The organism is Klebsiella sp. 10-1, assembly GCF_009758445.1.
Classification (GTDB): Bacteria; Pseudomonadota; Gammaproteobacteria; order Enterobacterales; family Enterobacteriaceae; genus Klebsiella; species Klebsiella scottii.
In genome coordinates, this window is record NZ_WQRE01000001.1 from 1,301,962 (window position 1) to 1,321,961 (window position 20,000).

Annotated in this window: 24 protein-coding genes; 13 read left to right on the forward strand and 11 right to left on the reverse strand. The window is 56.4% G+C overall.

The genetic code is table 11. The features are described 5' to 3' along the window. Positions 1 to 54 precede the first annotated feature (54 nt). Both cho and nadE read right to left on the reverse strand, forming a co-directional pair. Entirely contained in the window at positions 55 to 924 is an 870-nt protein-coding gene (gene cho / locus GO007_RS06215; RefSeq protein WP_095096910.1) for an excinuclease Cho, read from the reverse strand. 101 nt (positions 925 to 1,025) lie between these two features. Further along, on the reverse strand, positions 1,026 to 1,850 hold the full coding sequence (nadE, locus tag GO007_RS06220) for an ammonia-dependent NAD(+) synthetase (protein WP_095098105.1): 825 nt from the start codon (positions 1,848 to 1,850) through the stop codon (positions 1,026 to 1,028). Positions 1,851 to 2,128: 278 nt separating this feature from the next. On the opposite strand from nadE, the gene osmE reads away from it, so the two are divergent. From osmE to cedA, 8 genes are all read left to right on the forward strand, one after another. Continuing rightward, complete coding sequence (gene osmE, locus GO007_RS06225) at positions 2,129 to 2,467, forward strand: osmotically-inducible lipoprotein OsmE (protein WP_041145135.1); 339 nt, start codon at positions 2,129 to 2,131, stop codon at positions 2,465 to 2,467. A gap of 283 nt (positions 2,468 to 2,750) precedes the next feature. Further along, entirely contained in the window at positions 2,751 to 3,071 is a 321-nt protein-coding gene (gene chbB / locus GO007_RS06230) for a PTS N,N'-diacetylchitobiose transporter subunit IIB (protein ID WP_095096912.1), read from the forward strand. Between the two features lie 168 nt (positions 3,072 to 3,239). Beyond that, on the forward strand, positions 3,240 to 4,598 hold the full coding sequence (chbC, locus tag GO007_RS06235; RefSeq protein WP_095096915.1) for a PTS N,N'-diacetylchitobiose transporter subunit IIC: 1,359 nt from the start codon (positions 3,240 to 3,242) through the stop codon (positions 4,596 to 4,598). A 52-nt stretch (positions 4,599 to 4,650) separates the two neighbouring features. Further along, positions 4,651 to 4,998: a PTS N,N'-diacetylchitobiose transporter subunit IIA gene (gene chbA / locus GO007_RS06240; protein ID WP_095096918.1), complete on the forward strand. Its 348-nt coding sequence runs from the start codon at positions 4,651 to 4,653 to the stop codon at positions 4,996 to 4,998. Between the two features lie 12 nt (positions 4,999 to 5,010). Further along, positions 5,011 to 5,850, forward strand: a complete 840-nt coding sequence (gene chbR / locus GO007_RS06245; RefSeq protein ID WP_255430873.1) for a transcriptional regulator ChbR — start codon at positions 5,011 to 5,013, stop codon at positions 5,848 to 5,850. A 102-nt stretch (positions 5,851 to 5,952) separates the two neighbouring features. After that, on the forward strand, positions 5,953 to 7,299 hold the full coding sequence (locus GO007_RS06250; protein ID WP_095096925.1) for a 6-phospho-beta-glucosidase: 1,347 nt from the start codon (positions 5,953 to 5,955) through the stop codon (positions 7,297 to 7,299). Between the two features lie 12 nt (positions 7,300 to 7,311). Continuing rightward, positions 7,312 to 8,070: a chitin disaccharide deacetylase gene (gene chbG / locus GO007_RS06255; protein WP_095096928.1), complete on the forward strand. Its 759-nt coding sequence runs from the start codon at positions 7,312 to 7,314 to the stop codon at positions 8,068 to 8,070. A 271-nt stretch (positions 8,071 to 8,341) separates the two neighbouring features. Next, entirely contained in the window at positions 8,342 to 8,581 is a 240-nt protein-coding gene (cedA, locus tag GO007_RS06260; RefSeq protein ID WP_095096931.1) for a cell division activator CedA, read from the forward strand. Positions 8,582 to 8,651: 70 nt separating this feature from the next. Here cedA and GO007_RS06265 read toward each other — a convergent pair whose 3' ends face one another. From GO007_RS06265 to hxpB, 4 genes are all read right to left on the reverse strand, one after another. Further along, entirely contained in the window at positions 8,652 to 10,043 is a 1,392-nt protein-coding gene (locus GO007_RS06265; RefSeq protein ID WP_095096933.1) for an L-cystine transporter, read from the reverse strand. 133 nt (positions 10,044 to 10,176) lie between these two features. Then, on the reverse strand, positions 10,177 to 10,767 hold the full coding sequence (locus tag GO007_RS06270; protein WP_095098108.1) for a metal-dependent hydrolase: 591 nt from the start codon (positions 10,765 to 10,767) through the stop codon (positions 10,177 to 10,179). A 91-nt stretch (positions 10,768 to 10,858) separates the two neighbouring features. Beyond that, the gene (gene kduD / locus GO007_RS06275) at positions 10,859 to 11,620 is read right to left on the reverse strand and encodes a 2-dehydro-3-deoxy-D-gluconate 5-dehydrogenase KduD (RefSeq protein WP_095096936.1); all 762 of its coding nucleotides are present in this window, start codon (positions 11,618 to 11,620) and stop codon (positions 10,859 to 10,861) included. 144 nt (positions 11,621 to 11,764) lie between these two features. Further along, entirely contained in the window at positions 11,765 to 12,433 is a 669-nt protein-coding gene (gene hxpB / locus GO007_RS06280; RefSeq protein ID WP_095096939.1) for a hexitol phosphatase HxpB, read from the reverse strand. 151 nt (positions 12,434 to 12,584) lie between these two features. On the opposite strand from hxpB, the gene GO007_RS06285 reads away from it, so the two are divergent. Then, positions 12,585 to 13,121 carry a YniB family protein gene (locus tag GO007_RS06285; RefSeq protein ID WP_095096942.1) on the forward strand — a complete coding sequence of 179 codons (537 nt, stop codon included), beginning with the start codon at positions 12,585 to 12,587 and terminating at the stop codon, positions 13,119 to 13,121. Between the two features lie 33 nt (positions 13,122 to 13,154). Here GO007_RS06285 and yciA read toward each other — a convergent pair whose 3' ends face one another. Next, complete coding sequence (yciA, locus tag GO007_RS06290; protein ID WP_095096945.1) at positions 13,155 to 13,553, reverse strand: acyl-CoA thioester hydrolase YciA; 399 nt, start codon at positions 13,551 to 13,553, stop codon at positions 13,155 to 13,157. Between the two features lie 185 nt (positions 13,554 to 13,738). Between yciA and GO007_RS06295 the strand changes: the two genes are divergently transcribed. Next, complete coding sequence (locus GO007_RS06295) at positions 13,739 to 13,975, forward strand: hypothetical protein (protein ID WP_095096948.1); 237 nt, start codon at positions 13,739 to 13,741, stop codon at positions 13,973 to 13,975. Between the two features lie 168 nt (positions 13,976 to 14,143). On the opposite strand, the gene GO007_RS06300 is transcribed toward GO007_RS06295, so the two are convergent. Together GO007_RS06300 and GO007_RS06305 are read right to left on the reverse strand one after the other, a co-directional pair. Beyond that, positions 14,144 to 14,680 carry a septation protein A gene (locus tag GO007_RS06300; RefSeq protein ID WP_045855040.1) on the reverse strand — a complete coding sequence of 179 codons (537 nt, stop codon included), beginning with the start codon at positions 14,678 to 14,680 and terminating at the stop codon, positions 14,144 to 14,146. Positions 14,681 to 14,734: 54 nt separating this feature from the next. Further along, entirely contained in the window at positions 14,735 to 15,478 is a 744-nt protein-coding gene (locus GO007_RS06305) for a YciC family protein (RefSeq protein WP_095096951.1), read from the reverse strand. Positions 15,479 to 15,841: 363 nt separating this feature from the next. On the opposite strand from GO007_RS06305, the gene ompW reads away from it, so the two are divergent. Then, a complete protein-coding gene (ompW, locus tag GO007_RS06310; protein ID WP_095096954.1) occupies positions 15,842 to 16,477 on the forward strand; it encodes an outer membrane protein OmpW in 636 nt (211 codons plus the stop codon). Positions 16,478 to 16,593: 116 nt separating this feature from the next. Here the strand turns inward: ompW and GO007_RS06315 are convergent, their stop codons facing one another. Beyond that, positions 16,594 to 17,301: an SDR family NAD(P)-dependent oxidoreductase gene (locus GO007_RS06315; protein ID WP_095096957.1), complete on the reverse strand. Its 708-nt coding sequence runs from the start codon at positions 17,299 to 17,301 to the stop codon at positions 16,594 to 16,596. Between the two features lie 120 nt (positions 17,302 to 17,421). Between GO007_RS06315 and GO007_RS06320 the strand changes: the two genes are divergently transcribed. Beyond that, positions 17,422 to 18,324, forward strand: a complete 903-nt coding sequence (locus GO007_RS06320) for a LysR family transcriptional regulator (RefSeq protein ID WP_095096960.1) — start codon at positions 17,422 to 17,424, stop codon at positions 18,322 to 18,324. A 164-nt stretch (positions 18,325 to 18,488) separates the two neighbouring features. On the opposite strand, the gene GO007_RS06325 is transcribed toward GO007_RS06320, so the two are convergent. After that, positions 18,489 to 19,436 carry a quinone oxidoreductase family protein gene (locus GO007_RS06325; RefSeq protein ID WP_095096964.1) on the reverse strand — a complete coding sequence of 316 codons (948 nt, stop codon included), beginning with the start codon at positions 19,434 to 19,436 and terminating at the stop codon, positions 18,489 to 18,491. Between the two features lie 77 nt (positions 19,437 to 19,513). On the opposite strand from GO007_RS06325, the gene GO007_RS06330 reads away from it, so the two are divergent. Beyond that, complete coding sequence (locus GO007_RS06330) at positions 19,514 to 19,978, forward strand: MarR family winged helix-turn-helix transcriptional regulator (RefSeq protein WP_095096967.1); 465 nt, start codon at positions 19,514 to 19,516, stop codon at positions 19,976 to 19,978. Positions 19,979 to 20,000: the final 22 nt, after the last annotated feature.

The following is a 20,000-nucleotide window of genomic DNA, read 5'->3' on the forward strand; positions in this document are numbered from 1 at the left end:
CAACATACGCCGTCAGGCTTTGGGCAGGACCGGCGGTTTTTTTTCGTCCTCTTATCACGCTGACCCGAGCGGATGTAGCGTAAAATCGCCGCGCAGCAGCGGCTTGCAGAGAATTTTGTAGCCATCATGATCGAAGCCCGCCGGCAGCTGCGTCAGCGTTTGCGCCTGCGCTAGCGTCTCGACCGCCCCCAGCCACAGCCAGTTATGAATCACGTGATAGCGGGTCATATCAGGCCCGGTCTCTTCCAGCGCAACCGGGCCTGGCCAGGGCCAGCACACCAGCTGCAGCTGCGCCATACTGGCGTGCAGCCGGGCGTTATGGGCCTCGACGCTCTCTTTACCGCAGCAGGCGCCGGCGCAGCGTCCCAGCGCCGAACGAAAACAGGCCCGGCCGCGGCTTAGCGGTTCCAGCCCCAGCAGGCCGTAGCAGAGCTGATGTTCATCAGCGAGGTTGGTCAGCGCCTGCAAAGCGGCTCGGCGGTTCGCGAACAGGCCGTGCAGATGCTCCTGGCGGGAAAAGTCCAGCTCACGGGCATACACCACCTGCGGGCGGGAGTCGCTCAGCAGCAGCGAGCAGAGCTGTTTAGTGCGCCGTAGCCGCTTATTGAACAGCGGCTGCTGCTCCTTAATAAGCTGCGCTTCGAGCAGCAGCGCGCCGAGTTCGCCCGCGGTACGATGCCAGCTAATGCGCCGCGCCTGGCGCAGCATGGCGGCTTCATCCGGCGTGCGCAGATGCGATAGCACCCGGCTGCGAATATTGACGCTTTTACCGATATACAGCGGCAGGGTGTCGCTTTCGCCGTGAAACAGATAGACGCCCGGCAGGCTGGGCAGAGACGCCAGCCAGGGACGCAGATGTTCGGGATATGTATAAATTGCCGCCGCTTCAAACTCCAGACGCGGGGCGGATTGCCTTCTGACCACAATGGCTCCTGATGCTGTTTATATAACCAGTATAGCAGTCCGTGGGGGCGGGCGAAAAGAGCAAAAAATAACCCCGGCGGGTGCCGGGGCTGCGGAGAGGATTATTTCTTCCAGAAGTCGTCGAAGACGGTGATCGGCGGCCGACGTTTGTGTTCCGTTTTCAGGTACCAGCCTTCAATAATTTTGGCCGTTTTCTCGTCGAGGGTTTTCCCTTCCAGATAGTCGTCGATATTATCGTAGGTGACGCCCAGCGCGGCTTCATCCGGCAGGGAGGGGCGGTCATCTTCCAGATCGGCGGTTGGCAGCTTCTTGTACAGATGCTCCGGACAGCCCAGCCGCGCCAGCAGCTGTTTACCCTGACGCTTGTTAAGGCGGAAAATAGGGTTGATATCGGTGCCGCCGTCGCCGTATTTGGTAAAGAAGCCGGTGATCGCTTCCGCCGCGTGGTCGGTGCCGACCACCACGCCGTGGGTCATGCCGGCGATGCTGTACTGCGCCTTCATGCGCTCGCGCGCTTTTTCATTACCGCGAACAAAGTCGCTGAGTTCAATCCCGGCTTCCCGCAGCGCCTGCTCGCTGGCCAGCACCGCACCCTTAATATTTACCGTCAGCACGCGATCCGGCTGAATAAAGGCGATGGCATCCTGACAATCCTGCTCATCCGCCTGCGCGCCGTAGGGCAGGCGGACGGCGATAAACTGGCGGCTGTCGTCGCCCTCCGCCCGCAGCTCATTGATCGCCTGCTGGCACAGTTTACCGGTCAGGGTTGAATCCTGGCCGCCGCTGATGCCCAGAACCAGCGACTTAATAAAGGGATAGGTTTGCAGATAGGACTTCAAAAAATCTACGCTGCGGCGAATCTCACCGTCTGTATCGATCTGGGGTCTGGCCCCCAGCGCCTGAATAATTTCTTGTTGTAGCGTCATCGCGCCCTCCGGAAAGTGAATCTGTTTGGCAACCAGCATGGCTTAAAGCTACCTCTTTGCCGTTGAAACGACAAGGATCGTCGTTTTGAGTGCTGCAAAAGAAGGCAATCAATGACATACGATTTTTTTATGGTACGTACTGCGGCCCGCAGGATGCATTGTGCGGCGGGTGAATCTGGCCCTATCGGCCTGAAATTTAGCTTAAATCCACCTTCGGCTTGAAAAGTAACGATATTTATTCCAGGCTTATTCACACGCCAAATAAAAGAGGACGGAATATGAATAAGAATTTAGCAGGACTTATGGGCGCAGCGGCAGTACTGACCATGCTGGCTGGGTGTACAGCCTACGATCGTACTGCAGACCAGTTCACACAGCCGGTTGTTAAAGATGTCAAAAAAGGGATGTCGCGCTCCCAGGTACTGCAGGTGGCGGGCAAACCGTCATCTGAAGTGACGATGATTCACGCCCGCGGCACCTGTCAGACATACATCCTGGGTCAACGGGATGGTAAAATGGAGACCTACTTCGTCGCTCTCGACGAGACCGGTCACGTAATGAACTCTGGCTATCAGACCTGCTCGGAATACGATACGGACCCGCGCAACAGCAAGTAGTATTTGATACTGAGCCCTACGAAGGCCCGACCATTGGTCGGGTTTTTTTATGCGCGCTGATTCTTATTTAATTGCGCGAATTATTTGAGGGAAATGTGAGGGTAGTCAAAACGTGAGGTCAATGAGAGACAATTTTGTTTAACCAGGAATTATCCAGGCGGCAGGCGATGTCGTATACTCAATGCATAAACAATATCAATTGAACAGTGACATGCCTTACCCGGCTCTTCGGCATAATATTCTGCCAGAAGGCCGCCAGGTTCTACAAATTGAGGAAGCGTTCATGGAAAAGAAACATATCTATCTGTTTTGCTCGGCTGGAATGTCCACTTCGCTGCTGGTATCCAAAATGCGTACCCAGGCTGAAAAATATGAAGTGCCGGTCATTATTGAAGCATTTCCTGAAACCCTCGCCGGGGAGAAGGGGCCGGAAGCCGACGTTATTTTATTAGGCCCACAGATTGCGTATATGCTTCCCGAGATTCAGCGGCTGCTGTCCAATAAGCCGGTGGAAGTGATCGACTCTGCGCTGTACGGCAAAGTTGATGGTTTAGGTGTTTTGAAAGCGGCCGTTGCGGCCATTAAGAAAGCTGCTGCACAATAATTTAATTTTAAAACTCGACCTTTCGGGTCGCTGGCGAAGCGAATTTTCGGCTTAATGAAATATCTGCCGTGCCGGCCGCCCGAATAATAAAGAGTTTATTTTCCCGTCAAAGAGTAATTTCATCATTATGCCGTAATCGCACAATTACGGCTTTAAAGGGTATTGACTATGAGTAAAGTGATTGACTCGCTTGAAAAGGTACTCCTTCCTTTTGCTGTTAAAATAGGAAAGCAACCGCACATTAATGCGATTAAAAACGGCTTTATTAAATTAATGCCGTTGACCCTCGCCGGGGCCATGTTCGTATTAATTAACAACGTCTTTCTCAGCTTTGGTGAAGGCTCTTTCTTCTATTCAATGGGGGTCCGCCTGGATGCCTCAACCATTGAAACCTTAAACAGCTTTAAAGCTATCGGCGGTAACGTTTATAACGGTACCTTAGGCATTATGTCGCTGATGGCGCCGTTCTTTATCGGCTCGGCGCTGGCGGAAGAGCGCAAGGTCGACCCGATGGCCGCCGGGCTGTTAGCCGTCGCGGCATTTATGACCGTCACTCCCTATAGCGTCGGCGATGCTTACGCCGTAGGCGCCAACTGGCTGGGCGGGCAAAATATTATTTCGGGGATGATCATCGGTCTGGTGGTGGCGGAGCTGTTTACCTTCGTTATTCGTCGCAACTGGGTCATTACCCTGCCGGACAGCGTGCCGTCATCGGTATCGCGTTCGTTCTCGGCGCTGATCCCAGGCTTCCTGATCCTGTCGGTTTTCGGCATCGTCTCCTGGCTGCTGGCCTCGTATGGCAGCAACTTCCACCAGATTATTATGGACTCCATCTCCACGCCGCTGGCGGCGATGGGCAGCGTTGTCGGCTGGGCGTACGTTATTTTCAACTCCCTGCTGTGGTTCTTTGGCGTACACGGTTCGCTGGCGCTGACCGCGCTGGATAACGGCATCATGACCCCGTGGGCGTTGGAAAACATTGCGCTGTATAACCAGTATGGTTCCGTTGAAGCGGCCATTGAGGCGGGCAAACAGTTCCATTTCTGGGCCAAGCCGATGCTCGATTCGTACATCCTGCTGGGCGGCTCCGGCGCGACTCTGGGCCTGATTATCGCCATCTTTATCGGCTCGCGCCGTGCCGACCATCGTCAGGTTGCTAAGCTGGCGCTGCCGTCAGGCATCTTCCAGATTAACGAACCGATTCTGTTCGGCCTGCCCATTATCATGAACCCGGTGATGTTTATCCCGTTCGTGCTGGTGCAGCCGATTCTGGCAGCCATCACCCTGGCGGCCTACAGCATGGGGATTATTCCTCCGGTGACCAACCTGGCCCCGTGGACCATGCCGACCGGTCTGGGCGCCTTCTTTAACAGTAACGGCAGCGTCGCTGCTCTGCTGGTGGCGCTGTTCAACCTTGGTGTCTCGACCCTGATCTACCTGCCATTTGTCGCGATTTCCAATAAAGCGCAAAGCACCATCGAGCAGGAAGAGAGCGAAGAAGATATCGCTAACGCACTGAAATTCTGATGTCGAGCGGTACGGGAGCTTTCCCGTACCGCCTGAGAAATGAGGGAATAATATGTTTGATTTGGACCATATCGAAGCAGAAGAGATGCCTGAGAATGACCTCGAAGAGGTGGTGATGGGGCTGATTATCAACTCCGGACAGGCCCGCAGCCTGGCCTATGCCGCGCTGAAGCAGGCGAAACAGGGCGACTTCGCCGCCGCTAAAGCGATGATGGAGCAGTCGCGGGTGGCGCTGAGCGAAGCCCACCGCGTACAGACTCAGCTGATTGAAAGCGATGAAGGCGAAGGGAAAATGAAGGTCAGCCTGGTGCTGGTTCACGCGCAGGATCATCTGATGACCTCAATGTTGGCCCGCGAACTGGTCGCCGAATTGATTGAGCTACATGAGAAGGTACAATAGGCCATCTACACGATGAGGCAGCCAAAGATGATGACCACAGAAATCAGTACCGCCCGCGAACAGCAGCTCTTCAACGGGAAAAACTTTCATGTGGTCATCTACAACAAGACGGAAAGCGTTAGCGGGCTTCACCAGCACGACTATTACGAATACACCATCGTTTTAACCGGGCGCTATTATCAGGAAATTAATGGCAAACGGGTGCTGCTGGAGCGCGGGGATTTTGTCTTCATCCCAATGGGGTCGCACCATCAAAGCTTTTACGAGTTTGGCGCGACGCGCATTCTTAACGTGGGCATCAGCAGGAGTTTCTTTGAGAAACACTATCTGCCGCTGCTGCCGTTTGGGCTGGTCGCTTCGCAGGTCTACGCGGTCAAAAGCACCTTTCTCAGCTACATCGAATCGGTGATTGCTTCGCTGAATTTTCGCGAAACTGAATTTGACGAATTTATTGAACTGGTCTCGTTTTACACCATTAATCGTTTACGGCACTACCGCGAGGAGCCGGTGCAGGATGTCATTCCGCAGTGGCTAAAAAATACCGTCGAGGATATGCACGATAAACATAAATTTGGCGAAGGGGCGCTGGAACAGATGGTCGAGCTCTCCGGGAAAACTCAGGAATATTTAACCCGGGCGACCCAACGCTATTATGGTAAAACGCCGATGCAGATTATTAATGACATTCGCATTAACTTCGCCAAGAAACAGCTGGAAATTACCAACTACTCGGTAACCGATATTGCTTACGAATCAGGCTACAGTAGCCCCAGTTTGTTTATTAAAACATTCAAAAAACTGACCTCATTTACGCCAAGCAATTATCGTAAGAAGCTTACCATCGTTAATTAACCGGAGCGGAACCTTCCGCGCTGGAAAATATTCAGATTAACTGTCCGTATTGATACGGAGAGTGGGCTACGCGCAATTCGTGGCGCCACAAGGGAGAATATAATGAGCCAGAAATTAAAAATCGTTACTATCGGCGGCGGCAGCAGCTATACCCCTGAACTCCTCGAAGGATTCCTGAAGCGTTATCACGAGCTGCCGGTTACGGAACTGTGGCTGGTGGATGTGGCGGAAGGGCAGGAGAAGCTCGATATTATCCACGCTCTCTGCGAGCGGATGGTGGAAAAAGCCGGCGTCCCGCTGAAAGTCTATAAAACGCTGGATCGCCGCTCGGCGCTGGAAGGCGCGGACTTCGTCACCACTCAGCTGCGCGTTGGTCAGCTGAAGGCGCGTGAAAAAGACGAGCGTATCCCCCTTAGCCACGGCTATCTTGGCCAGGAAACTAACGGCGCCGGCGGCCTGTTCAAAGGTTTGCGCACCATTCCGGTGATTTTTGATATCGTCAAAGATGTGCAGGAGATCTGCCCGGACGCATGGGTAATTAACTTTACCAACCCGGCGGGAATGGTGACCGAGGCCGTATATCGCCATACGAACTTCCGGCGCTTTATCGGCGTGTGCAATATTCCGATCGGCATGAAAATGTTTATTACCGACGTGCTGCAGCTGAGCCCGGGCGATGAGCTGAATATCGACCTGTTTGGCCTCAACCACCTCGTGTTTGTGCGCGACGTGCTGGTGAACGGCGTATCGCGCTTCGACGAGCTGCTGGACGGCGTCGCGTCCGGGAGCCTGAGCGCCAACTCGGTGAAAAACATCTTCGATTTGCCGTTCAGCGAAGGGCTGATTCGCTCCCTGCGCTTAATTCCGTGCTCCTATCTGCTGTACTACTTCAAGCCGAAAGAGATGCTGGCGATTGAAATGGGCGAGTACTATAAGGGCGGTGCCCGCGCTCAGGTGGTGCAGAAGGTGGAAAAACAGCTGTTCGAGCTGTATAAAAATCCGGATCTCAACGTTAAGCCGAAGGAGCTGGAGCTGCGCGGCGGGGCATACTACTCCGACGCGGCCTGCGAAGTGATCAACGCTATCTACAACGACAAGCAGACCGAGCACTACGTGAATATTCCGCACCATGGCCACATCGATAATATCCCGGCCGACTGGGCGGTGGAAATGACCTGTACGCTCGGCCGCGACGGGGCGAAGCCGACGCCGCGCATCACCCGTTTCGATGAAAAAGTCCAGGGGCTGATTTACACCATCAAGGGCTTTGAAGTGGCGGCGAGCCAGGCGGCGATAAGCGGCGAGCTGAACGATGTGCTGCTGGCGCTCAATCTGAGCCCGCTGATTCACTCCGACCGCGATGCCGAAATGCTGGCGCGTGAAATGATCCTCGCCCACGAAAAATGGCTGCCTAACTTTGCGGCGACGATTGAGAAACTGAAACAGTAACGGGAGCGGCTGATGGAACGCGTGTTAATCGTTAATGCCGACGATTTTGGCCTCAGCAAGGGGCAGAACTACGGCATTATTGAAGCTTGCAAAAACGGGCTGGTGACCTCGACCACCGCGCTGGTTAACGGCGCGGCAATCGGCCACGCGGCCCAGCTCAGCCGCTGCGTGCCGGAGCTGGGCGTCGGGATGCACTTCGTCCTGACGCTGGGCGAGCCGCTCTCCGCGATGCCGGGCCTCACCCGCGAAGGGCGTTTGGGGAAGTGGATCTGGCAGATGGCGGAAGAGGGAAGCCTGCCGCTGGATGAGATCGCGCACGAGCTGGAGTGTCAGTATCAGCGGTTTATCGAGCTGTTTGGCTATGAACCGACGCATATCGACAGCCATCACCATGTGCATATGATTGCGCAGATTTATCCCATCGTGACGGCATTTGCCCGCGAGAAGGGCGTGGCGCTGCGTATTGACCGTCAGCAGGCGCAGCGCGACGGCCTGGCGCAGGATGCGGCGCGCAGCAGCGATGGCTTTGCCAGCGAGTTCTATGGCGACGCGATTTCTGAAGCGTTGTTCCTGCAGACTCTGGATGATTCAATCCAGCGGGAAGAGGCGTCGTTGGAAGTGATGTGCCACCCGGCGTTTATTGATCACGCCATCATGAGCAGCGCCTACTGCTACCCGCGGCTGGCTGAGCTGCAGGTGCTGACCTCCGAGGCGCTGAAATATGCTGTGGCCGAACGCGGCTATCGTCTCGGGACCTACCGCGACGTATAAGGCGCGGATTGGCCCGCGGTAAAGGCCCGGCAGGGGAGACGCTGCCGGGCCTTTTGCTATGCCGGGAGCGCCGCCATCAGGGTTAACACATTAACCATCGCGCCGTTACGACAAACGGTCGTTGCTGAACCCAAACCCCGATGACAATGGAGCGTTACGGCTGTTGCGTTTTGTCGAAGCAAAACGAGTGGCAAGCAGGGGGCGACGCAAAGGGGGATCTTCGGCTATGATGGCGGTTCTGTTCCCGCTTTGTTTAGTGAATCCATGAGCTATGAAAACACTTCGCCAACAAAATCGCCCTGTCATTAGCTACGTGCCTCGAGCGGAGCCAGCGCCGCCGGAACACGCCGTCAAAATGGACGGTTTTCGCGACGTGTGGCTGCTGCGGGGTAAGTACGTGGCCTTTATTTTGCTCGGGGAACGCTTTCGTCGCTCTCCTGCGTTTAGCGTGCCGGAAGCGGCGCAGCGCTGGGCGACGCAAACTCGTCAGGAAAACGAGCTGGCGCCCTGAGCGCAGAATTGAGCAATAAAAAAACCGCAGATAGGGCGCTATCTGCGGTTTTTTTTATCCCGACCTGAGGTTAACGGTGCGCCAGCTCGGCGTCGTCTTCGCTCTCAAGAATGGTTTTATCCGTCTGGCGCAGCCACTGGCTGGTCAGGGTTCCGGCGGTCATTGAACCGCTAACGTTCAGCGCGGTGCGGCCCATGTCGATCAGCGGCTCAACGGAGATTAACAGCGCGACCAGCGTCACCGGCAGGCCCATCGCCGGCAGGACGATCAGCGCGGCAAAGGTTGCGCCGCCGCCGACGCCGGCAACACCGGCGGAGCTCACGGTAACAATCCCGACCAGGGTGGCAATCCACAGCGGATCGAGCGGGTTGATGCCGACGGTTGGCGCGACCATCACCGCCAGCATTGCCGGGTAGAGGCCGGCACAGCCGTTTTGACCAATCGTGGCGCCAAACGAGGCGGAGAAGCTGGCGATCGATTCAGGTACGCCCAGACGACGGGTTTGCGCTTCCACGTTCAGCGGAATGGACGCGGCGCTGGAGCGGCTGGTGAAGGCAAAGGTCAGCACCGGCCACACTTTGCGGAAGTATTTCAGCGGGCTCACGCCGTTAACCGCCAGCAGCAGCCCGTGGACCACGAACATGATGCCAAGTCCAAGGTAGGAGGCGACAACGAAGCTACCGAGCTTGATGATGTCCTGCAGGTTGGAGCCCGCCACGACTTTAGTCATCAGCGCCAGCACGCCGTACGGCGTCAGCTGCATCACCAGGCGTACCAGCTTCATCACCCAGGCCTGCAGGGTATCGATGGCGGTCAGCACGCGCTGGCCTTTGGCGACGTCGTCCTTCAGCAGCTTCAGCGAAGCGACGCCGAGGAAGGCGGCGAAGATAACAACGCTGATGATAGAGGTCGGGTTAGCGCCGGTCAGGTCAGCAAACGGGTTCTTCGGCACAAAGGAAAGGATCAACTGCGGAACGCTGAGATCCGCGACCTTACCGGCGTAGTTGCTCTGAATGGCGTTCAGGCGGGCGGTTTCCGCGCTCCCCTGGACCAGCCCTTCGGCGGTCAGGCCAAACAGGTTGGTCACCAGTACGCCAACCAGGGCGGCGATAAGGGTGGTGAACAGCAGGGTACCAATGCTCAGGAAGCTGATTTTACCCAGCTGTGAAGCATTGTGCAGGCGCGCGACGGCGCTCAGAATAGACGCGAATACCAGCGGCATTACGATCATCTGCAGCAGCTGCACGTAGCCGTTGCCAACGATATTGAACCATTGAATGGAATCTTTTAGTACCTGGCTGTCGGAACCGTAAATAAACTGCAGCGCAAGACCGAACACGACGCCAATGACCAGACCGACCAGCACTTTTTTGGCGAGGCTCCACTGTTTGTGGCGAGTTTGGGCCAGCGCAAACAGCAAAATCGCGAACACGATAACGTTCGCTATAAGTGGAAAGTTCATCCCCGTTCTCCTGATATCTTTATTACCTGGGCTGGCCTGTTTACCAGCTCTTATGGCGCAAGGTTAGCAGAAGCGGAATTCATTACTTATATTCAAATGGAATTGATTATAACTAATTTGATATTTCGTTTATTTATCGTCCGGTCTGCTGACTAATGAAGCGATTAAAGGTTATCTGCAGCGTATTAATCATGCCGGACGACCAGCGCACGGCGCTATTTTCGGCGAGAGTTTGCGGCATCCACACCGCGTAGACAAACAGCGCCATGCACAGCGCGCGCTCCAGCTGGTTGCCCTTGCGCGGCGCGAGGATAGGCAGGCGAAAACGCCAGCGGCAGGGCCACAGCAGCGGCACGCCGGCGGGGGTCAGCATGTCGGCAAGAATATGACTGAGATAGCCGAGCACCAGCCCCTGCAGCGCGTCGGCGGGCACAAACCAGCTTTCCGGGACTTTCAGATAGAAAAGGGTGATCGCCGCGAATACCGCCAGCAGGCTGTGGGTGAACCCCCGATGACCAAACGCGCGCGCCACCGGCCTGGAGATCCAGCTCAGCCGCTGGCCCAGAAGTGATTTAGGGTGATCGATATCGGGCAGCAGGCAGGTCAGCACCGCGGAGGGGACGATATGCCACCAGTCGCCCTGCGCCAGCACGGGCGTGAGCTCCGCATTTTTAGCAAATACCGCACAGGCGATAGAAAAGAAGAGATGGCCTTCCGCCGTCATGATAAAAACCCTAAACTGTCGATTCATACAGTATAGGGTTTTTATACAGTGTGCGAAAGAGGTGACGGTGTAACTCTTTGTCACAAAATTGTCAGCGTGCCAGCCATCCGCCATCCACCGCCAGGGTGTAGCCGTTCACGTAATCCGCCGCGGCCGAGGCGAGAAACACCACCGGTCCTTGCAAATCGTCCGCTACTCCCCAGCGCCCGGCGGGGATGCGGTCGAGGATCTCTTTGCTGCGCTCGCTATCGTCACGCAGCTGTTGGGTATTATTGGTCGCCATATAGCCCGGCGCGATGGCGTTAACGTTAATGTTGTGTCCCGCCCATTCGTTGGCCATCAGGCGGGTTAAGCCGAGTACGCCGCTCTTTGAGGCGGTGTAGGACGGGACGCGGATCCCGCCCTGGAAGGAGAGCATCGAGGCAATATTAACGATCTTGCCGCCGCCGCCCTGCTGAATAAACTGCCGGGCGACCGCCTGGGATAAAAAGAACACCGACTTCAGGTTGAGGTTCATGACATCGTCCCAGTCGCGCTCGCTAAAATCGAGCGCATCGGCGCGACGAATAGTCCCGGCGTTATTGACCAGAATATCTATCCGACCCATGGCGGCAACGGCTTTAGCCACGATTTGGCTTATCTCGTCCTGGCGGCTGAGATCCGCCTGAACGGCGCTGAAGCGGCGGCCCAGCGCCTGGACTTTTTCTGCGGTTTCGTACGGGACCTTACGGTTGACGCTGACGATATCGCACCCGGCCCGGGCAAGCCCCACGGCCATTCCCTGACCCAGCCCAGTGTCACATCCCGTCACGATCGCGACCTTACCCGTAAGATCGAAGGCGTTAAGTACCATATGTCCCTCCGTATGCTGATGTATGCGTGAATACACGCCGTTGCAGCCAGCATAGAGGCACCAGAAGGAAAAAACAATTAAAAATGAAACGGTGTTTTATTTTATGTGGTGAGGCAGCCGTTGCTCCCTCATCACTCCGGCCGCTTAGCCGCGCAGGTCGCTGACGCTAAGCGCCGTCAGCGTTGTCAGCTTAACGTCGCCGAGCGCAAATCTCCGGTCATGACTATGCTCCTCGGCCGGGATCACGATTGAGCGCATGCGCGCCGCCTTGCAGGCGATCATGCCGTTAACCGAGTCTTCGAGCGCCACGCAGTTCATCGGGTCAACGCCTAGCTTTGCCGCGCAGTCGAGGTAGACCTGCGGATGCGGTTTGCTGTACGCCAGCAGCTCGGCGGAGGCCAGAGCGTCGAACTGGTCGCGCAGTTCAAACATGGTGAGCACTTTTTCCAGCATCCGCAGCGGCGAGGCGGAGGCGAGACCGATCTTCAGCCCCTGCGCCTTGCACAGCGCAACGGCTTCGCGCACGCCGGGCAGCAGGGGACGCGAGGCTTCCACCAGCTCAATGGCACGGCTGATAATACGCGCGGTGACGTCGGCGCGGTCCGGCCCCGTCCACGGCTGCTGCGCAAACCACAGGTCCACCACTAAATCGATGCGCAACCCGAGAATATCGGACAGTTCGCCGCGACGGCTGATATCCACACCGAGGCTTGCTATCACCTCCAGCTCCGCCCGATCCCATAGCGGCTCAGAATCAATCAGTAATCCATCCATATCGAAGATTGCGGCATGAATTTGGCGCCTGGCTGACATATGTCCCTCTCCTGTAGCGTAAGTCGATAACCAATTTGCGTTCATGGTATATCATACCGCGCTTTATTGGGCGAAATTCGCCAGTGAAGGTAGACTTAGAACCTGACCGGTTGGTTCTTGGCAGTGAAGGCGTCTTAAACAAGGGGAACCCATGACGTATCAACAAGCTGGACGCATTGCAGTACTTAAACGTATTTTGGGGTGGGTCATCTTTATTCCCGCGGTAATATCGACGCTGATTTCCGTACTGAAGTTTATGTATGAGCATAGCGAGAAGAAACCGGGTATTGATGCGGTGATGATGGACTTTGCGCACGTAATGATTGAAATGATGCGTTTCAATACGCCGTTTCTTAACTTTTTCTGGTACAACTCGCCGCTGCCGGACTTTAAGCACGGCCTGAATATTGGCTTCTGGATAATCTATATTCTGGTCTTTGTCGGGATGGCGCTGCAGGCCTCCGGCGCGCGGATGGGCCGCCAGGCGAAGTTTCTTCGCGAAGGGGTTGAGGATCAGCTGATTCTGGAACAGGCCAAAGGCGCGGAAGGGCTGACGCGGGAGCAAATCGCTGAACGTATCGTGGTGCCGCGCCATACGATCCTCGTGCAGTACTTCCCGCTGTACGTTCTGCCGGTGGTGATTATTATTATCGGCTACTTCTTCTTTTCGCTGCTCGGCTTCCTGTAAAGCGATAGATTGCCCGGCCTGCCGGGCAATGTTTCACTCGCCGGGGATGGCGCGCGGCTTGCCCTGATTGTCCACCGCTACGTAAATAAATAACGCTTCCGTTGCCTTGTAGCGCTGCCCGATGGGTTCCGATGAGACCTTTTTCACCCAGACTTCAATATTAATGGTGATAGAGGTATTGCCGCGTTTTACGCAGCGGGCGTAGCAGCACACCACGTCGCCGACGGCGACCGGACGCAAAAAGGTCATGCCGTCCACGCGGACGGTGACGACGCGGCCGTGGGCAATCTCTTTGGCCATAATCGCGCCGCCGATATCCATCTGCGACATCAGCCAGCCGCCAAAAATATCGCCATTCGCGTTGGTATCTGCCGGCATCGCCAGGGTGCGTAAAACCATTTCGCCCTTCGGGGCGAGGTCTGTTGTTGTCATTCTGTACTCTGTGTGGTCAATGAAGATCTGGCGCGATGCTACTATGAAAATCGCCGCGTGAGAATAGCCGTCGCCGCGCGGCTATTGGCCGTCAGCTGCCAGGCCGGCTGAATATTAATGGGTATGGAAAATGTATGACGGCTAAATCATACTCACTCCCTCGGTAATAAGTTGAGGACGCTAGTATGAACGACGATTTCCAGGCGATAAAAGATGAATTCGAGAAGCATGGGGAAGATGGCGGGGAAGGGATCGCGCAGGCAATGTATGAGGCCTTATCGCAGCGTCTGGCGCCTTACTTCTTTAACCTGGATGACATCAATAAGCGCAGATTTCTCATCAAATTAGATGAGGGAGAAAAAGAGATCGGCACGCGGCAAAAGTATGATTGGTTTGCCGCCCTCAACAGGAACAAACCCTAGCTCGTCAGGCGGCCTCCGTGAGTGCCGCAAACCCGTCGCGAGCAGATCGGGGTCAACGCTCCGCGGCGCAAAAAAAGCACGCTTCGCGTTATCAGAACCCGCAGCGTGCTTTTTAGTTTTAAATTCACAATCAACGATTTGATAGATTAAGGTTTTTACCTTTATCGATCACTTATCATCCTGCGGCATATGTCGATAGATATAGACGCCGCTCAGCAGAGTGAAAACCAGGGTCAGCGCGGTGAGGCCAAAGACCTTGAAGTTGACCCAAATGTTCTGCGGCAGCCAGAACGCAATGTAAATATTCGCCAGCCCGCAGAGGATGAAAAACACCGCCCAGGCCAGGTTCAAACGTGACCATACGTGCTGCGGCAGCGTCAGCTCTTTGCCGAGCATGCGCTGAATCAGCGGCTTTTTCATGACCCACTGGCTGAACAGCAGGGCGCCTGCGAACAGCACGTAGATGACGGTAACCTTCCATTTAATAAACTCGTCGTTATGGAAGAAAATCGTCAGGCCGCCAAAAACGGCGACCAGCACAAAGGTGATCAGCGCCATTTTTTCAATTTTGCGATAGCGCACCCAGGTGTAGATCAGCACGACCGCGGTGGCGACAATCAGCGCCGTGGTGGCGGCGTAGATATCGTAGAGCTTATAGAATGCGAAGAAGACGACCAGCGGTAAAAAATCCAGAAACTGCTTCATGCATAGGTTCCGTAGTTCAGAGCGGGTCGGGAGGTTTCCCGACCCTGGTTAAATTTAGTTGCGGATAAGCATATACAAGCGGAATAAATAGATCAGCAACAGCGCAGAAATCAGGTTGCTGATGGTATTAATCACCACCGCGCCGACGTTTGGCGTCAGTACCGCAAAGCTGGAAGCCAGCAGCAGCAGCGCGGTTTTGGCCAGCAGCCAGCCGAGAACCGCCGGCGCGACCAGCCGCATATTCGCCCACGCCAGGCGGATGCTGCCGCGCATTGCGCTGAAAATCCCCAGCTTATCCTGCACCAGCATAATAGGGGCAAAGGCCAGCACGATGGCTAACAGGACGCCCGGCACCAGCACCAGCATCATCCCGATCTGCACCACGAAGGTGGTGAACAGGATCAGCAGCAGCAGCTTCGGCAGAACCGGCGCCGAGGCGCCAATCGCGCGCAGAGCGCTGACGCGCTGCCCGGCGGAGACCAGCTGAATCATCAACAGAACCCCGCCTGCAAGGATGGCGTTGCCCACCAGCCCGGAGAAGGTTGAGGCCGCTGAGGCGCGCAGCAGAACCTGCTGTTGCTCCGGCGTCATGTTCTGCACCAGCTCAAACAAGCCTGCGCTACCCGCCAGATTATCGCCTTCGCTTAGAATCGAGAGCTGCTCTTCGCTGGGTGAAAACGCGTGGCCAAGGACTACCGTTATTAGCGCGCACAACAACGCAACCAGCAAAATGGTAATGAACTGATTACGAAAAAAATTTCCCGTGTCACGGTAGACGGACTTCGCCGTGATAGACATGCACTCTCCTTGAGTATTGCAGGTGTTAACTAGCCGGCGATTGTACCGCAAATCGCTTCAGCGTAGCAGCCTCTGCTCACGCCAGGCTAAGTATATCTTTGTAAAGAGGAGTGAGCGCCGTATCCCGCTGAGTATGGCTTTTGGCACGGTCGCTGTCGCCGCAAAAGCGGGGCGATGGCTCGCCTGGGCCAGAAAATGCCAAAAATTGATCTGCCTAATCATTTGCTTATTACATTCGACCGCAAAAATTAATCTGGATCAACAAATGTTAAAACTAATGATTTTGTGTGATCTATGTTGGATCAAACATAACTCATTGTGGGTATATTCTTCGCGCTTAATAACCATAATGAGGAAGTGGGTATGAAGAAGTTAGCAGCGGTAGGATTAATTTTGAGTACGCTTTCCGGGGGCGTCTGGGCGCACGAAGCCGGAGAGTTTTTCATTCGCGCAGGTTCGGCCACCGTTCGTCCGACGGAAGGTTCTGACAACGTGTTAAATAGTCTGGGTAGTTTTAACGTCAGTAATAACACTCAGCTGGGATTAACCTTCACCTATATGGCTACGGATAATATCGGCATCGAGCTGCTGGCGGCCACGCCGTTCCGCCATAAGGTAGGTACCGGCCCGACGGGAACCATCGCGACGGTGCACCAGCTGCCGCCAACCCTGATGGCGCAGTGGTATTTTGGCGATGCGCAAAGCAAAGTGCGTCCCTATATCGGCGCCGGTATTAACTACACCACCTTCTTTAATGAAGACTTTAACGATACCGGCAAAGACGCCGGGCTGTCCGATCTGAGCCTGAAGGATTCGTGGGGCGCCGCCGGTCAGGTAGGGCTGGATTATCTGATTAACCGCGACTGGCTGCTCAACATGTCGGTGTGGTACATGGATATCGACACCGACGTGAAATTCAAAGCCGGCGGCGTGGACCAGAAGGTCAGCACCCGCATCGATCCGTGGGTGTTTATGTTCTCTGCGGGATATCGGTTCTAAGCCTCTCAGCAGCACTGGTCGCTATCTGATCAGTGCTGTTGTGATACCTGCGAACGACTTACGTACGTATCCGCCTTACGGAGCGCCTTCCACCCGTAATGTCGTCCTGTGACGCATTACCACGGAACGGTGCGTCCCTGATAATCCAGATACTCCAGCCCCGGCCGCTGGCGTTTTTCCAGCAGCACCCTGATCAGGCTGGGGATGGTCTCCTCGATGGTCAGCGGCGCATCGCCGCCGCCCAGCGCGGTGCGGATCCAGCCCGGCGCCATTGCCACCATAGGATGTGTCGCCGAAGCCGCGCGGGCGGCAAAACTGCGCATAAACATATTCAGCGCGGCCTTGCTGCCTCTGTACAGTTCGCGCTGTCCGCTAAGGTTATTGCCGAGGCTCCCCTGTCCGGAAGACATCACGCCGAGCAATCCCGACGGGGTAACGTGCCGCTGCAGGCGCTCTATGACCCGCATTGGCGCCAGGGCATTGGTCTGCATCACCTGCATAAACTCCTCTGTGGAGACTTCGCCGATGGTCTGCGAAGGATCGCGGTTGGTGGTTCCGGCATTGACAAAGAGCATCTGCAGGCGGCTTCCCGAGAGCCTGTGGTCCAGCGCGGCCAGCTGTTCGTCGTCGCAGATATCCAGCGTTTCCAGGCGCACCCGGCCGGGGTTGTCCTGCGCGAGCTGATGAAGCGGCGTCGGATGCTGAATATCGCGTACGGTGCCGATCACGTTCCAGCCGTGCTGCAAAAATTCGGCGGCCATGGCGTGGCCCAGCCCGCGAGAGGCTCCGACGATTAAAACGCTGTGATGAGCAAGAGGGGTCATAGTAGAAATCCGCAACAAAGAGTGAGGATCTGACTATAGTCATAGGTTATATCAGGCGGAAGGCGCAGCATATGCACTGTTAACATGCGCCGCACGCCATATCTTACGCCAGGATACCTCATGACCGACCCCGATTTTAATCTACTCGTTGCGCTGGAGGCTCTGCTGGCCGAAGAGAGCGTTGCCGGCGCGGCGCGGCGTCTGGGGCTCAGCGCATCGGCAATGAGCCGGACGCTAACCCGCCTGCGCGATGCGACCGGCGATCGGCTGCTGGTCAGGGCGGGGCGTAAAATGGTGTTAACCCCGCATGCGCAAAATATCAAAGCGCGAACCCAGAATGTGCTGTTCGAGATGCGCTCGGTGCTGAATGCTTCCCTTGCGCCGCTCCATCTCCCGACGCTGGAGCAAACTTTCACGTTGCGTACCAACGAAGGCTTCGTCGAAACCTTTGCTCCGGCGCTGATTGCTGCCTGCGCGCGGGATGCGCCGGGGGTGACGCTGACATTTGTGGCTAAGACCGAGAAGGACCCGCAGTTTTTACGCGAGGGGCGCGTGGACCTCGAGATTGGTGTACTCAAGAATATGGGGCCGGAAATCCGCCTGCAGGCGCTGTTTCGCGATCGCTTCGTCGGCGTGCTGGCAAAGAGCCACCCGCTGGCGCAATCGGCAAGCATGACCCGGGAAGCGTATATCTCCTGCGGGCACGTGATTACGTCTCGCCATGGCATGGTGCGGGGGCCGGTTGATGATGCGTTGGCCGGGTTTGGCCTGCAGCGTAAGATTGCCGCGGTGGTGCCCAGCTTCGCCGCCGCGCTGGCGGTTGCCCGCCGTTCACGGCTGATTGCGCTGGTCCCGGCGTCCTACATTGGCGATAGCCTTGCGGCCGATGTTGCCGTTTTTGAGCTTCCGGTGCAGACGCCGGAAATTACCGTTTCGCAGATGTGGCATCCCCGACAGGAGCAGGAGCCGGGCCACCGCTGGTTGCGTCAGCAGGTGCTTAGCGTGTGTCGTCAGGCGTCATAAGAGCAAAAAAAAGCCCGCAACGGATGCGGGCGAAAAATACTGGAAGCAATGTGAGCAATGTCGTACCGAATACCTGAGTGTTTTGCTCAACTATTCGGTAATGAGAAAGATAATGTTTCTCATTTAAGATATCAACCCCATCTTTTGTGCGGAAGCGATTTTTTTTACTCGATCACAAAAACGCTGCGCTTCTGGCTGTTGTCGCGAGGCCAGGCCGCCGCCACTTCGCGCAGCGGCAGCGGCGTGGTGGCGATAGTAAACCCGCCGGCCGCGGCGGCCTGCAGCATCTCCCCGGTCGCTGCCAGCAGCTGGGTCATTGACAGGCTGCCGATCCCGCTTCCCAGCAGCTGCAGCGGCGCCGAACGCAGTACCGCGCCGTTGAGTGAGATATCTGCCCCGGAGAGAGAGCCGACCTGGACGTAGCGCACCGGCGCATGGCCGGGGCTGCTTTTTGCCAGCGCCGGTAGCAGCAGTTCGGCGCTGGGGCCCCACAGATAGTCGACGACGACGTCGATCTGCCCCGCAGCAAGCTCGGCGAACTGAGCCCGCAAAGTGGGATCGTCTGCGGTCAGGTTGATGCAGACATCCGCGTCGAGCGTTGCCAGCGTCCCTGCGTTACGTCCGGTGGCGATCACTTTTTTCGCTCCCAGATAGCGGGCGATCTGGATTGCCAGCTGGCCGGCGCTGCCGGTGGCGCCGTTGATCAGCACCGTCTCACCGGCGATAAAGCCCGCGCGTTTCACCAGCGCAGCCCAGGCCGACATCCCGGGGTTGGCCATAGCGGCGGCGGTAACATCGTCCAGCGCATCCGGCAGCGGCAGGCAGTTAGCCGCGGCCACCGGCGCCCGTTGCGCCATGCTGCCCCAGGGGGCGCGAGGGAAGGCGAAGTAAACGCGCTGCCCGTTCGGCAATGTTCCCACGCCGTCGATGCCGACGACAAAGGGCAGACGACCGTCAAAGCTATAGTGTTTGCCGCTTGCCCGGCCCTTGACGACATGGCTGATGGCGGCGGCGCGTACGTCAACCAGGAGATGGTTTTCATCGGCCTGCGGATCGGCAAAGTCCGCCCACACCGGGCCCTGCTGGAGTTCAAATACGACGGCTGCTTTCATGGCGTTACCTCCGGGAAGAAATTACGTGTAAAATGCACATATCAGATGGCGGCACTATACACCGGGTTAAATAATATATGCAATATGCACATAATAATTATGACATCACCGACTTTCACGGGGCGCTGCTGGATATCATCCGCGTGATGAATCTGCCGGTGCGCGATGAGCAGATACTGCAGGCCGCCGAGGTGCAGCTCGATCAGATCCTTTTTCCGCTGCTGGTGGCGATAGGGCGCTATGGGCCGGTTGGCGTGGTTGAGCTGGCGGATAGCCTGGGACGGGATTACACCACCGTTAGTCGGCAGGTGAAAAAGCTGGAGGCGCAGAACCTGGCGCTGAAGCAGCTTAACGTCAGCGATCGACGGATTAGTGAAGTGACTTTGAGCGAGCAGGGTAAGGCGCTGATTGAACGCATTGCGCTTGCCAGAACGCGGCTGATGAATCAGGTGCTGATGGACTGGACGCAGGAGGATGTGCTGGCGCTGTTCCGCCTGACGCGCAAATACGCGGACAGCCTGCAGCAAAAAACAACCGCCTGACGAGCCGCCAGGCGGTAGAGGT

Coding starts and splice junctions, on each gene's coding strand:
- chbG (WP_095096928.1), top strand. CDS start 7,312: ATGGAACGCGTGTTAATCGTTAATGCCGACGATTTTGGCCTCAGCAAG.
- GO007_RS06285 (WP_095096942.1), top strand. CDS start 12,585: ATGACGTATCAACAAGCTGGACGCATTGCAGTACTTAAACGTATTTTG.
- GO007_RS06305 (WP_095096951.1), bottom strand. CDS start 15,478: ATGTCTATCACGGCGAAGTCCGTCTACCGTGACACGGGAAATTTTTTT.
- chbC (WP_095096915.1), top strand. CDS start 3,240: ATGAGTAAAGTGATTGACTCGCTTGAAAAGGTACTCCTTCCTTTTGCT.
- GO007_RS06295 (WP_095096948.1), top strand. CDS start 13,739: ATGAACGACGATTTCCAGGCGATAAAAGATGAATTCGAGAAGCATGGG.
- GO007_RS06300 (WP_045855040.1), bottom strand. CDS start 14,680: ATGAAGCAGTTTCTGGATTTTTTACCGCTGGTCGTCTTCTTCGCATTC.
- kduD (WP_095096936.1), bottom strand. CDS start 11,620: ATGGTACTTAACGCCTTCGATCTTACGGGTAAGGTCGCGATCGTGACG.
- GO007_RS06270 (WP_095098108.1), bottom strand. CDS start 10,767: ATGACGGCGGAAGGCCATCTCTTCTTTTCTATCGCCTGTGCGGTATTT.
- ompW (WP_095096954.1), top strand. CDS start 15,842: ATGAAGAAGTTAGCAGCGGTAGGATTAATTTTGAGTACGCTTTCCGGG.
- GO007_RS06250 (WP_095096925.1), top strand. CDS start 5,953: ATGAGCCAGAAATTAAAAATCGTTACTATCGGCGGCGGCAGCAGCTAT.
- nadE (WP_095098105.1), bottom strand. CDS start 1,850: ATGACGCTACAACAAGAAATTATTCAGGCGCTGGGGGCCAGACCCCAG.
- GO007_RS06265 (WP_095096933.1), bottom strand. CDS start 10,043: ATGAACTTTCCACTTATAGCGAACGTTATCGTGTTCGCGATTTTGCTG.
- GO007_RS06330 (WP_095096967.1), top strand. CDS start 19,514: ATGCAATATGCACATAATAATTATGACATCACCGACTTTCACGGGGCG.
- yciA (WP_095096945.1), bottom strand. CDS start 13,553: ATGACAACAACAGACCTCGCCCCGAAGGGCGAAATGGTTTTACGCACC.
- osmE (WP_041145135.1), top strand. CDS start 2,129: ATGAATAAGAATTTAGCAGGACTTATGGGCGCAGCGGCAGTACTGACC.
- GO007_RS06320 (WP_095096960.1), top strand. CDS start 17,422: ATGACCGACCCCGATTTTAATCTACTCGTTGCGCTGGAGGCTCTGCTG.
- hxpB (WP_095096939.1), bottom strand. CDS start 12,433: ATGTCAGCCAGGCGCCAAATTCATGCCGCAATCTTCGATATGGATGGA.
- GO007_RS06315 (WP_095096957.1), bottom strand. CDS start 17,301: ATGACCCCTCTTGCTCATCACAGCGTTTTAATCGTCGGAGCCTCTCGC.
- chbB (WP_095096912.1), top strand. CDS start 2,751: ATGGAAAAGAAACATATCTATCTGTTTTGCTCGGCTGGAATGTCCACT.
- chbR (WP_255430873.1), top strand. CDS start 5,011: ATGAGGCAGCCAAAGATGATGACCACAGAAATCAGTACCGCCCGCGAA.
- chbA (WP_095096918.1), top strand. CDS start 4,651: ATGTTTGATTTGGACCATATCGAAGCAGAAGAGATGCCTGAGAATGAC.
- GO007_RS06325 (WP_095096964.1), bottom strand. CDS start 19,436: ATGAAAGCAGCCGTCGTATTTGAACTCCAGCAGGGCCCGGTGTGGGCG.
- cedA (WP_095096931.1), top strand. CDS start 8,342: ATGAAAACACTTCGCCAACAAAATCGCCCTGTCATTAGCTACGTGCCT.